General features: G+C 68.1%; 8 protein-coding genes. All 8 read left to right on the plus strand.

Annotation, left to right across the window (positions count from 1 at the left end; all coding sequences use genetic code 11):
* Positions 1 to 20: 20 nt before the first annotated feature.
* The 8 genes from ftrA to ACXZ1M_RS13840 all read left to right on the plus strand — a co-directional run bounded on the left by ftrA (position 21) and on the right by ACXZ1M_RS13840 (position 12,702).
* Complete coding sequence (gene ftrA, locus ACXZ1M_RS13805) at positions 21 to 977, plus strand: transcriptional regulator FtrA (protein ID WP_459053704.1); 957 nt, start codon at positions 21 to 23, stop codon at positions 975 to 977.
* A gap of 132 nt (positions 978 to 1,109) precedes the next feature.
* On the plus strand, positions 1,110 to 1,379 hold the full coding sequence (locus ACXZ1M_RS13810; RefSeq protein ID WP_459053705.1) for a DUF6916 family protein: 270 nt from the start codon (positions 1,110 to 1,112) through the stop codon (positions 1,377 to 1,379).
* Between the two features lie 18 nt (positions 1,380 to 1,397).
* Positions 1,398 to 1,928, plus strand: a complete 531-nt coding sequence (locus ACXZ1M_RS13815) for a phage tail protein (RefSeq protein WP_459053706.1) — start codon at positions 1,398 to 1,400, stop codon at positions 1,926 to 1,928.
* Positions 1,929 to 1,980: 52 nt separating this feature from the next.
* Positions 1,981 to 2,469, plus strand: a complete 489-nt coding sequence (locus ACXZ1M_RS13820) for a phage tail protein (RefSeq protein ID WP_459054013.1) — start codon at positions 1,981 to 1,983, stop codon at positions 2,467 to 2,469.
* A 9-nt stretch (positions 2,470 to 2,478) separates the two neighbouring features.
* On the plus strand, positions 2,479 to 2,994 hold the full coding sequence (locus ACXZ1M_RS13825; RefSeq protein ID WP_459053707.1) for a phage tail protein: 516 nt from the start codon (positions 2,479 to 2,481) through the stop codon (positions 2,992 to 2,994).
* A gap of 1 nt (position 2,995) precedes the next feature.
* On the plus strand, positions 2,996 to 3,493 hold the full coding sequence (locus ACXZ1M_RS13830; protein WP_459053708.1) for a GNAT family N-acetyltransferase: 498 nt from the start codon (positions 2,996 to 2,998) through the stop codon (positions 3,491 to 3,493).
* Positions 3,490 to 3,996, plus strand: a complete 507-nt coding sequence (locus ACXZ1M_RS13835; protein WP_459053709.1) for a DUF6916 family protein — start codon at positions 3,490 to 3,492, stop codon at positions 3,994 to 3,996. The genes ACXZ1M_RS13830 and ACXZ1M_RS13835 overlap by 4 nt, the downstream gene beginning before the upstream one ends.
* A gap of 9 nt (positions 3,997 to 4,005) precedes the next feature.
* Positions 4,006 to 12,702, plus strand: coding sequence for a YDG domain-containing protein (locus ACXZ1M_RS13840; RefSeq protein WP_459053710.1), 8,697 nt, complete (start codon positions 4,006 to 4,008; stop codon positions 12,700 to 12,702).
* The last annotated feature ends 6 nt before the right edge of the window (positions 12,703 to 12,708 follow it).

The raw sequence follows: 12,708 nt of genomic DNA on the forward strand, positions 1-12,708 counted from the left end.
AGATGCGGTAAGATTGCGCCATGAAAAAACATTTGGTGGTGGCGCTGGCTTACGATTGCCTGTGCACATTCGAGTTCGGCTGCACGGTCGAACTGTTCGCCCTGGAGCGCCCGGAACTGGGCGTGGACTGGTACGACTTTGCCGTCTGCGCGGTGGAGCAGGGGCCGATCCGCGCCGCCGGCGGCATCACCGTGCAGGCGCCCTACGCGCCGGAGCTGCTGGCGCTGGCCGACACCATCATCATCCCCGGCTGGCGCGACGCCGACGAAGTGCCGCCGCCGCAGTTGCTGGACTGGATACGCGCGGCCCACGCACGCGGCGCGCGCCTGTGCTCGATCTGCTCGGGCGTGTTCGTGCTGGCCGCCGCCGGCGTGTTGGACGGCCAGCGCGCCACCACCCACTGGCGCTACGCCGAACGGCTGGCGCGGCGTTATCCACGGATCGCCGTGCAGCCCGACGACCTGTATGTGGATAACGGCCAGGTTATCACCGCCGCCGGTTCGGCCGCCGGGCTGGACATGCTGCTGCACCTGGTGCGGCGCGACCACGGCGCCAAGGTCGGCAACCTGGTGGCGCAGCGGCTGGTGGTGGCGCCGCACCGCGAGGGCGGGCAGGCGCAGTTCGTGCCGCGCCCCATGGCGCAGGGCGAGCAGGGCCGCCTATCGAAGTTGATGGACTGGCTGCGCAGCCATCCGGCGCAGCCGCACACCGTGGCCAGCATGGCCGAGCGTGCCGCCATGAGCCCGCGCACCTTGCAGCGCCAGTTCCAGCAGGCCACCGGCTTCGGCCCGGTCGAATGGCTGATCCGCGAACGCGTGGCCATCGTCAAGGACATGCTGGAGCAGCCCGATGTGCCGCTGGCGCAGATTGCCGAGCGCGCCGGCTTCGGCTCGGAAGAATCGCTGCGCCACCATTTCCGCCGCTTGGCGGCCACCACGCCGGGCGCCTACCGCCGCCGCTTCGGCCATACGGATTAGCGCAAACCCAGTATTGATGCGGTTTGCAGGCTGGCCGGTTATCGTCTCGCGCAACAAATCGATAGTTTCCGAGAGGAATATTCGATATATAATGGCCGGTATTTTCATTGTAAAAATATTATGGTTGCCGCCTTGTCCTATACATTCTTCGCTGAGCGCCTGCAGCAGCGTTTCCGCCTGAGCGGCGATTCCGGCGTCGTGCTGGAATTGCTGCAGGCCGAGCGCACCACCGCCAGCATGCCGGGCGTGGACGCGTACAACCTGCTGTTCAGCGGGCCGCTGCCGGCCCTGCCGCAGGCGACCTACACCCTGGAAGACCCCGAGCACGGCGCACTGGACATTTTCCTGGTCCCGGTCGCCCGCCAGGGCGAGACCATCCATTACCAAGCAGTTTTCAACTGACACCGACAGGACACCGACATGAGCGAACCCTTCATGGGCGAAATCCGCATCCTCTCCTTTGGGTTTGCGCCCAAGGGCTGGGCGCGATGCGACGGACTGCTGCTGCCGATTAACCAGAACCAGGCGCTGTTCTCGCTGCTGGGCACCAGCTACGGCGGCGATGGCCGCGTTAATTTCGCCTTGCCGGATTTGCGTGGGCGCACGCCGTTCAGCATGGGCTACGACGGTACCAGTAGCGATACCGAGCCGCTGACCCTGGGCCAGCGCGGCGGCGAGGAGGCGCATACGCTGTCTCAGCAGGAAATGCCGCAGCACACGCATGCGCTCAATGGCCGCAGTTCGCTGGCCAACACCGGCACGCCGACCGGCAACCTGCTCGGGGCCAAGGGCCGCTTCGGCCGCGACATGCTGGGCGCGGCGGGCGGCGACACGCTGGCGCCGGCCACGGTCACCAATATCGGCGGTAGCCAGCCCCACTTGAATATGCAGCCCTTCCTCACGCTGCACTTTGTTATCGCGTTGACCGGCATTTTCCCCAGCCGGAACTAATTACATTTCACAGGATCAGCCCATGCCACTACCTTTTGTAGGCGAAATTCGCATTTTTGCGGGCAACTTCGCCCCTGCCGGATGGATGTTCTGCGAGGGACAAATGCTGCCGATTTCCGAGAACGAGACCTTGTTCAATCTCATCGGCACCACCTACGGCGGCGATGGCCAGGAGACGTACTGCTTGCCCGACCTGCGCGGCCGCATCCCGGTTCACAACGGCAATGGCTACATTCTTGCCGAGACCGGCGGCGTGGAGGAAGTCACGCTGACCGTGCAGCAGATTCCGGCGCACAACCACGGCGGCGTACCGTCGACCGTCGCGCGTGGCAATGCCGAGTATGGCGCCAATGGCGCAGGGGTGCTGGCCAGCACCGGCGGCACGCCGGCCTACGCCATGGCGGGCGGCGCTCCGGTCGATATGGCGGTCGATGCGATCGGCGCCAGCGACGGACAGAGCCAGCCGCACAGCAATATGGCGCCCTACCTGTGCGTCAATTTCATCATCAGCCTGTTCGGCATTTTCCCGAGTCAGAATTAAGGAACCGCAATGGCAGATCCATTTGTAGCAGAAATCCGCATCGTCGGATTCAACTTCGCCCCCAATGGCTGGGCCTTTTGCCAGGGGCAGCTGTTGCCGATTTCGCAGAACACGGCGCTGTTTTCGCTGTTGGGCACCACCTACGGCGGCGACGGCAAGAGCATCTTCGCGCTGCCCAACCTGCAGGGCCGCGCGCCCATGCATCCCGGACAGGGACCGGGCCTGAGCCTGCACGACCTGGGCGAACAGGGCGGTTCCGCCAGCGTCAGCTTGAACGCATCGCAAATTCCATCCCACACGCACTTGATGCGGGCGCAGGACACGGCGGCCACGGTCAGCACGCCGGGCGTCTCGGTGACGCAGGCCAACACCGGGTCGGTGCCGGTCTACAGCACCGCCGGCGCACCGGTGGCGCGCGGTAGCCTGGCTGCGGCCGGCGCCGGCCAGGCGCACAACAATCTGCCGCCTTACCTGGCGCTGAGTTTCTGCATCGCGCTGCAGGGCGTGTTCCCGCCGCGCGGCTGACATGGCCTGCACCCTGCGCCCCTGCCTGCCGCACGACGACGCGTTCTTGCTGAGCGTGTATGCGTCGGTGCGGGCCGACGAAATCGCCCAGACCGGCTGGGACGCGGCGCAGGCCGAAGCGTTTGTGCGCATGCAGTTCGACGCCCAACACCGTCATTACCACGCGCACCATCCTGAGGCGCGTTTCGATGTGATCGAGCTCGATGGCGAGGCCATCGGCCGCCTGTACGTCAAGCGCATGCCGCAGCGCATCCACGTCATCGACATCGCGATCCTGCCGCCGTGGCGTGGACGCGGCCTCGGCACGCAGCTGCTGGCGGCCCTGATGGCGGAGGCCGAGGCCAGCGACGCCAGCGTCACCATCCACGTTGAAATCCACAATCCGGCGCAGTCGCTGTACCAGCGGCTGGGCTTTCAAGAAATCAGCACGGCAGGCTTGTACCGCCTGATGCAGTGGCGCGCGACCGCCACTGCCCTACATTACGGAGAAACAGCATGATGAATCGGCGCGATCTGTTGAAGAAAATGGGCGGCGGCTCGCTGGCCGGGCTGGGAGCCGGCCTGGGGCTGGGCCTGGCTGCGCCGGCGCGCGCGGCCGATGCGCAAACCGGCGTCGAAGCGGCCGCCGGCAATGCCTACCGCTGGTCGCAGGCCGGCGCGCAGGCGCTGCTTGGCCAACAGTTCTGGCTGAATCATCCGGAGCAGGGCGCCATCGGCCTGCAGCTGGAAGCGGTGATCGCCCAGCCGGCTGCGGCGCCGGCGCCTGCCGATCCCGGCGTTGCCGACAGCGCGGCCACCCTCAAGCTGGCGCTGGCCGCCGCCAGCGCGCCGCCACTGGAGCAATTCTCCCTGCTGTTCACCGGTCCCGGCGGCGCCGGCATCAGCGCCGGTAGCTACGAAATGGATAACGGCGTGGTCGGCCATTTCGCGCTGTACCTCGTCCCGGGTGAAAAACGCACCCTCGAAAACACCTACCGCGCTGAATTCAGCCTGCTGGTTTAAGGATCTCCCATGCACAAACACGCCTCCGCCAACCGTTTCTACCGTCTCGTCTGGAGTCACGTCCATGCCTGCTGGGTCGTCGTCGCTGAAAGCGCGCGCGGCCGTGGCAAGAGCAACTCCAGCGTGCGCGCCGCGCGCCGCCTGGGCGCCGTGCTGGCGGGAGCGGTGTTGGCCGGAGGCGCCCTGGCGGCGCCGCCACCCGCCGTGAATGCGCTGCCGAGCGGCGCGCAACTGGTGGCCGGCCAAGCCAGCATCGCCACCAGCGGCAACCAGATGACGGTGACGCAAAGCTCCAACCAGGCCATCGTCAACTGGCAGAGTTTCGATATCGGCGCCAATGCGGCCGTGCGCTTCGACCAGCCGTCGGCGTCGGCGGTGGCGCTGAACCGCGTGGTCGGCAGCGACCCGTCGCAGATCTACGGCAAGCTGTCGTCCAACGGCAGCGTGTTCCTGATCAACCCGCAGGGCGTGCTGTTCAACGCCGGCGCCCAAGTCGACGTGGGCGCGCTGACGGCCTCCTCGCTCGGCCTGTCCGACCAGGCCTTCCTCAGCGGCCAATACGATTTCGCCGGCGGCAGCAGCGCCGGCGCCGTCAGCAATGCCGGCCGCATCAACGCGGCCAAGGGCGGCTATGTGGCGCTGATCGCGCCGTCGGTCAGCAACAGCGGCAGCATCAGCGCGGCGCAGGGCAGCGTGGCGTTGGCGGCCGGCGAGCAAGTCAGCATCGACCTGCGTGGCGATGGCCTGATCGGCGTGCGCACCACGCGCGGCGCCTTGCAGGCGCTGGCGCAAAACAGCGGCGCCATCAGCGCCGACGGCGGCAGCGTGCTGCTCAGCGCGACGGCGGCCGACGCGCTGACCCGCGCCACCGTCAACAACACCGGCATCGTGCAGGCGCGCGGCATCGTCGCCGACGGCGGCAGCATCCGCCTGGTGGCCGACGAGGTGTACACCGGCGCGCTCGATGCGTCGAGCGCCGCCGGCCAGGGCGGCAGCATCGCGGCCGAGGGCCGCTTCGTGTCGGTGGATGGCGCGCTCAAGGCGGACGGCGCCAGCGGCGGCAGCATTGCGGTCAGCAGCAGCGGCAACCTGTCGGCGGCGGCCACGGCCAGCGCCGCCGGCCGCAGCGGCGCGGGCGGCGTGATCCGCTACAGCGCCGGCAACGCGCTGGTGGAAAACACCGGCGCCGTCACCAGCGTCGACGGCGCCACCGATGGCGGCAGCACCACGCTGAGCGCCGGCGCCGGCCTGACCTCGTCCGGCGCGCACAGCGCGCGCGGCGGCAGCGGCACGGGCGGCCGCATCGACGTCACCGCCAAGGATGTCACGCTGTTCAGCAGCACGCTGGACGCCAGCGGCGGCGCGCAGGGCGGCCTGGTCCGCATCGGCGGCGCCTTCCAGGGCGGCAACGCACGTCCCGACGCGCCCGACGCCGACCGCTTCCTGCAGCGCTGGGGCCAGAGCGCCGCCATCGCCAATGCCGACAGCGTGTTCATCAACGACAGCACCGCCATCGACGTCAGCGCGCGCGGCACGGCCGGGCAGGGCGGCACCGCGATCGTGTGGTCGCAGGACCAGACCACCATGCTGGGCGCGCTCAAGGCGACCGGCGCGGCCGCCGGCGGCGCCGTGGAAATTTCCTCGGCCGAGTCGCTACGCTACGTCAACCTCGACCAGCTGGCGCTGGGCGCCGGGGGCAGCCTGCTGCTCGATCCGAAGAACATCATCATCACCAGCAACGCCGCGCAGTGGGTGTACAGCAAGCTGCTGGGGACGGACGCCACGCTGGAAGCGGGCGACGGCGCCGGCTTCGGCGTGGCCCTGAGCGCCGACGGCACCCAGCTGGCAGTGGGCGCGCCCTTCGACGGCGGCGCCACCATCGCGGCCCAGGGGCAGACCCCGGCGCAAACCAATCCGACGCCGAATGCCGGCGCGGTGCGGCTGTACACTTTCGAAAACGGCAACGATTTTTCCGGCGCCGCGCTCAAGGGCACCATCGGTTCCGGCTATACCGGCGGCGGCAACCTCAACGTCGCGCTGGCTGCGGACTCGCTGTTTGGCGCGGCCGTGGCGCTGAGCGGCGACGGCCGCGTGCTGGCCGTTGGCGCGCCCGGCCAATACGGCGGCGCCGGCGCCGTCCATGAGTACCGTTACGCGGCGGCCGGCTTCACCACGCTCTCCGACCAGATCGACATCGGCAGTCATTACAACACCGCCAACGTCAACGGCGCAGCGATCGCTTTCGGCTCCGCCGTGGCCCTGAACGGCGACGGCGGCAAGCTGGCCGTCGGCGCGCTATACCAGGGCAACAGCGCCGGCGCCGTCTACGGCCTCAACAATGACTTCAGCAACCACCTGGCCAGCGTCAGCTACACGCTCAATGGCGCGGGCAGCAACCTGTTCGGCACCGCCGTGGCGCTCGACAGCGCCGGCAGCCATCTGGCGGTGGGCGCCATCAACGAAAACAATGGCAGCGGCAAGGTGTATCTGTACACCGTGTCCGGCGCCACCACGACGCTGGGCGCCACGCTGAGCAACGCCACCACCAGCGGCATCAATACCCAAGTGAAACTGCTTGATGGTGAATATTTCGGTTCGGCGCTGGCCTTCAATGCCGCCGGCACCCGCCTGGCGGTCGGTGCGCCGAATGCGCCCCAATATGCCGGCCCCACGCTGGGACCGGGCAGCGTGCGCATTTTCGATTTCGCCAATAACAGCTACGGTTCGGCCACGCTGGCCAGCACCGTTGGCCGCGGTTACACGTTTGCGCCGGATGGCACCATCGGTTCCAAGAGCTACGACAACTTCGGCTTCGCCGTCGCGTTGAACGGCGCCGGCGATCGCCTGATCGTGGGCGCCCCCTATGCCGACGACGCCAACCAGAGCGGCGCCAGCGGCGGCGTGTACGCTTTTGCGCTGCAAAGCGGCGGCAGTGCCGTGCCCGATCTCGGCTATGTCGAACCCGGTGCCAGCAGCGGCACCACCTTGATCTCCGCCGGCTCCCTGGCCGGCCTGCTCAACCTCGGCAGCAAGGTGACGCTGCAAGCGAGCAACGACATCACGCTCAACGCCGGCGCCGATATTGCCACCACCGGGTCGCTGACGCTGGAGGCCGGCCGCAGCATCGTGCTCAACTCCAAGGTGTCGCTGTTCGGCAGCGACAGCAGCCTGGTGCTCACCGCCAATGCCAGCAAGCCGAACGCCAATACCGGCCCGGTCGACAAGGACCGCGACAGCGGCACGGCGGTGCTGACCGTCAACGCCGACTTGTCCGCGACCAAGGATATCAGCCTCACGCTCGACCAAGCCGGCTCCTTCAAGACCAATACCGCGTCGGGCGCGCTCACCATCAATGCCGCTGTCAATGGCGGCAACTCGGTGCAGGTGCGCAACCTCGGCGCCAAGAGTGGCAACGACGTGGTGTTCGGCACCACCGGCAGGCTGGCCAGCGGCGGCAGCGGCGACGCGATTGTCGTGGTCAGCAAGGGCCTGGGCAAGTTCACCAACAACAACGGCACCAACGCCCTGACGCTCGGCGGCAGCGGCCGCTACCTGGTGTACTCCAGCGATCCGTCCCTGACCCTGGAAAACACCAGCAGCAGCTACAAAAAACACTATGCCCAGAGCTACACCGGCACCACGCCGGCCTACGCGGCCAGCGGCAACTGGTTCCTGTACTCGGTGGCGCCGACCCTGACGGTGACCGCGACCACGTCGACCAAAACCTATGATGGCGTGATCGGCGGCATCACCTACACCGCCACCGGCTACATCGACGGCGATACCGCCGCCAAAGCGCTGAGCGGTGAGCTGGGCCTGGTGAACGGCTCGAAGAATGTCGGCGTGTACAACGTCAACCAAGGCTCGCTGGCCGACGCCATGGGCTATACGCTGACCTTTGTTGCCAACAGCGCCAAGCAGACCGTGACCAAGGCAGCGCTCAACGTCAACGTCAACGGCATCGACAAGACCTACGACGCCGGCACCGCCGCCACCGTCAACTACACCAGCAATGCGGTGGCGGGCGACGCGATCAGCCTGGCCGGCAGCGCCAGCTTCACCGACAAGAACGCCGCCAGCGGCAAGACCGTCAACGTCACCGGCATCAGCATGAGCGGCGCCGATGCCGGCAACTACACGCTGTCCGCCAGCACCGGCAGCACCACCGCCGCGATCACGCCGCGCGCGCTGGCCATCACCGCCACCGGCAGCGGCAAGACCTACGACGGCCTGGCCAGCGCCAGCGCCACGCTGGCCGACGACCGCCTCGGCGGCGACGTGCTGACGGTGGACAGCAGCGGCGCCAGCTACGCCGACAAGAACGTCGGCGTTGGCAAGACCATCACCGTCAACGGCTTGTCGCTGTCGGGCACCGACGCCGGCAACTACGCGCTGGCGACGGACCACGCCAGCGCCACCGGCACCATTACCGCGCGCAGCCTGAGCGTCGGCGCGGCCGGCAGCAACAAGGTGTACGACGGCAACGCCAGCGCCGTCGTGACGCTGAGCGACAACCGCATCGACGGCGACACCCTGACGCTGTCGTCCACCAGCGCCAGCTACAACAACAAGAACGCCGCCAACGGCAAGACCATCAGCGTCGCCGGCATTGCGCTGGGCGGCGCGGACGCCGGCAACTACACGCTGGCTTCGGCCACCGCCACCACCAGCGGCAACATTACCGCGCGCACGCTGAACGCCACCGCGACCGGCAGCGACAAGATCTACGACGGCACCACGGCCGCCGCCGTGACCTGGAGCGACGACCGCATCGGCGGCGATGTGCTGTCCCTCACCGGCAGCGCCGCCTACGCCGACAAGAACGTCGGCATCGGCAAGGACATCACCGTGACCGGCATGGGCCTGACCGGCGCCGGCGCCGGCAACTACGTGCTGGCCTCGAACACGGCGCACGCCAGCGGCGACATCACGGCGCGCACCCTGACTGTGACCACCAGCGGCAACACGAAGGTGTACGACGGCACCACCACGGCCGCCATCACGCTGTCGGACAACCATCTGTCCGGCGACCAGCTGACCGTGATCTCGACCGGCGCCACCTACAGCGACAAGAACGCCGGCACCGGCAAGAGCATCGCCATCAATGGACTGAGCTTGTCCGGCGTGGATGCCGACAACTACGTGCTGGCGCCGGGCAGCGCCGTCGGCAGCGGCGATATCACCGCGCGTGCGCTGGTGATCGCGGCCACCGGCGTGAACAAGGTCTACGACGGCGGCACCAGCGCCACCGTCAGCTACAGCGACAACCGCGTGCAGGGCGACAACGTCGGCTTTACCGCCAGCGCCGCCTTCGACGACAAGAACGCCGGCACCGGCAAGACCATCAGCATCGGCGGCATCACGCTGACCGGCGCCGACGCGGGCAACTACTCGCTGGCCGGCACCAGCGCCACCACCAGCGCCAACATCAGCCAGCGCACTCTGACCGCCACCGCCAGCAGTTCAGGCAAAGTGTACGACGGCACCACCAGCGCCATCGCCACGCTCGGCGACGACCGCATCGACGGCGACCAGCTGACGCTGAACACCAGCGGCAGCGCCGCCTACGCCAACAAGAACGCCGGCGTCAACAAGACCATCACCATCGGCGGCCTGTCGCTGGCCGGCGCCGATGCCGGCAACTATGTGCTGGCGTCGAGCACCGCCAGCGGCACCGCCACCATCGCGCCGAAAACCGTGACCGTCAGTGTCAGCGGCAGCGACAAGGTGTATGACGGCAGCACCGCCGCCACCGTCAGCTACAGCGAAAGCGACCACGTGGCCGGCGATACCATCGCCGTCAGCGGCAGCGCCGCCTTCAGCGACAAAAACGCCGGCGCCGGCAAGACCATCAACATCAGCAACCTGACCCTGGGCGGCAACGACGCCGGCAACTATGTGCTGGCGTCGAACTCCGCCAGCACCACGGCCAGCATCTCGGCGCGCGCGCTGACGGTGGCCATCGCCAGTGCCGGCAAGGTGTACGACGGCACCACCGAGGCCGTGGTTACCCTCAGCGACGACCGCGTCGACGGCGACCGTCTCAACTTCAGCAGCAACGGCAGCAGCTACGCCGACAAGAACGTGGGTGCCGCCAAGACCATCACCATGGACGGCATTGCGTTGAGTGGCTGGGACGCGAGCAACTACGTGCTGACCGCGGCCGGCGCCACCACGCAGGCCGCCATCACGGCGCGCACGCTGGTGATCAGCGGTACCGGCATGAACAAGGTGTACGACGGCAGCACCCACGCCAATGTCTCCCTGAGCGACGACCGCCTGAGCGGCGACGACCTGATGGTGGCCCTGGGCAGCGCCAACTATGTGGACAAGAATGTCGGCACCGGCAAGGGCATCACCATCAGCGGCGCCACGCTGACCGGCGCTGATGCGCAGAACTACACGGTGGACCTGAACACCACCGTCGGCACCGGCAACATCACGGCGCGCACGCTGAACGTCACCGCCACCGGCGTCAACAAGGTGTACGACGGCACCACCGTCGCCACCGTCGCCTATCAGGACGACCGCGTGAACGGCGACGTGCTGACCTACGGCGGCGCTGCGGCCTTCGGCGACAAAAACGCCGGCAACGGCAAGACCGTCACCGTCAGCGGCATCACGCTGGGTGGAACGGACGGCGGCAACTACCTGCTGTCCGATACCAACGCCACGGCGCAGGCCAGCATCACGCAGCGCGTGCTGCTGGTGAGCGCCACCGCCGCCAGCAAGGTGTACGACGGCAGCACCGCGGCCAGCGCCACGCTGAAGGACAACCGTATCGGCGGCGATGCGCTCACCGTCAGCGGCGGTGCGGCCAGTTTCGCCGACAAGAACGCCGGCAATGGCAAGACGGTGACGGTGAGGGCGATCAGCATCGCCGGCGCCGATGCGGCCAACTATCGCCTGACGTCCAATGTGGCCAGCGGCAGCGGCAACATCACGCCGCGCGGCCTCAGCTTCAGCGCCACCGGCCAGGGCAAGGTGTACGACGGCACCACCAGCGCGAGCCTGAGCTTCGGCGACGACCGCCTGTCGGGCGACAGCCTCACGCTGTCGGGCAGTGGCGCCTTCGCCGACAAGAATGTCGGCGCGGCCAAGGCCATCAACGTCAGCGGTGTGACCCTGGGCGGCGCCGATGCCGGCAACTACACCCTGACCAGCACCAGCGGCACCGCCAGCGCCGCCATCACGCCGCGCACGCTGCACGTCAGCGCCAGCGGCAACGACAAGGTGTACGACGGCACCATCGCGGCCTCGGTCGACCTGACAGACGACCGTGTCGGCGGCGATGCGCTGTCGCTCAGCGGCAAAGCCAGCTTCGCCAGCAAGAACGTCGGCGTACAGCAGCTGGCGCTGAGCGGCGTGGGCCTGAGCGGCGCCGATGCCGGTAACTACACGCTGTCCGTGGGCAGCGCCGGCAGCGCGGCCATCACACCGCGCGCGCTGACCGCCAGCGTGACGGCCAGCGACAAGGTCTATGACGGCACCACCGCCGCCAGTATCGCGTTCAGCAGCACGGCGCTGGCCGGCGACCTGGTGCAGGTCAGCGGCAGCGGTGCGTTCAGTGACAAAAATGCCGGTGTCGGCAAGTCCGTGATGGTGAGCGGCGTGCAGTTGTCCGGCGCCGACGCCGGCAACTACACCTTCAGCAGCGCCGGCCTGCAGGCAAACGCCTCGATCGCGCCGCGCACGCTGAGCACCAGCGTCACCGCCAGCGACAAGGTGTACGACGGCACGGTGGTGGCGCAGTTTGCCGTGACCGACAACCGCCTGGCCGGCGACGTGCTGCAGGTGGGCGGCGGCAGTGCGGCCTTCAACGACAAGAACGCCGGCAACGGCAAGACGGTCACCGTCAGCGGCCTGTCGCTGAGCGGCGCGGATGCGGGCAATTACACGCTGGCCTCGACCGGCGGCGAAACCATCGCCAGCGTCGGGCAGAAGGACTTGCTCATCACGGCCAACAACCAGGTGCGCGACACGGGCGCCGCCAATCCGGCGTTCGGCTATACCGTCAGCGGCCTGGTGGCCGGCGACAGCGTGGGCGCGGTAACGGCCAGCACCAGCGCCGATGCGCAGTCGGCGGCGGGCAGCTATCCGATCACGCTGGCCGGCGCCGATCTGCCGAATTACAAGGTCAATCTGGTGAACGGCGTGCTGACGGTGGTGAGCCCGCCGGTGATTCCAACCACGCCAGTGGACCCGACGCCGCCCGTCACGCCAGTCGATCCGACGCCTCCGGTGACGCCGGTCGATCCGACGCCTCCGGTGACGCCGGTCGATCCGACGCCGCCAGTCACGCCGGTCGATCCAGCACCACCGGTCACGCCGGTGATCCCGACCGCGCCGGTGATCGATACGATCGCTTCCGTGGTCAATCCGGTGTTGCCGCCGGCGCCGGCGGGCAGCAATGCCGGTTTCAGCGTGCCGTCCAATCCTGTCAGCCGGCTGCAACTGCTGCTGGCTGATGCGAACGCTGGTGGCAATGCCGGCGGCAACAACGGCAGCGGTGGCGGCAGCGGCAATAGCAGTGGCAACGGCAACGGCAACAACAACGGTGCCGCCGCCATCGGCGTCAACAACAATGGCGGCAACGGTGGCAATGGCGTCAACGGAGCGCCGGCGCCGGATGAGGTGAAAACCACGTTGCTGCCGGGCGGCACGCAGATCGCCTCGCGCAATGGCGGCATCCGCAATGCGGAATAATTCGAT

The organism is Duganella paludis (assembly GCF_054461335.1).

What these genes read in the sequence shown, in the direction of transcription:
- ftrA (WP_459053704.1), top strand. Translation starts at nt 21, where the DNA reads ATGAAAAAACATTTGGTGGTGGCGCTGGCTTACGATTGCCTGTGCACA.
- ACXZ1M_RS13815 (WP_459053706.1), top strand. Translation starts at nt 1,398, where the DNA reads ATGAGCGAACCCTTCATGGGCGAAATCCGCATCCTCTCCTTTGGGTTT.
- ACXZ1M_RS13825 (WP_459053707.1), top strand. Translation starts at nt 2,479, where the DNA reads ATGGCAGATCCATTTGTAGCAGAAATCCGCATCGTCGGATTCAACTTC.
- ACXZ1M_RS13830 (WP_459053708.1), top strand. Translation starts at nt 2,996, where the DNA reads ATGGCCTGCACCCTGCGCCCCTGCCTGCCGCACGACGACGCGTTCTTG.
- ACXZ1M_RS13835 (WP_459053709.1), top strand. Translation starts at nt 3,490, where the DNA reads ATGATGAATCGGCGCGATCTGTTGAAGAAAATGGGCGGCGGCTCGCTG.
- ACXZ1M_RS13840 (WP_459053710.1), top strand. Translation starts at nt 4,006, where the DNA reads ATGCACAAACACGCCTCCGCCAACCGTTTCTACCGTCTCGTCTGGAGT.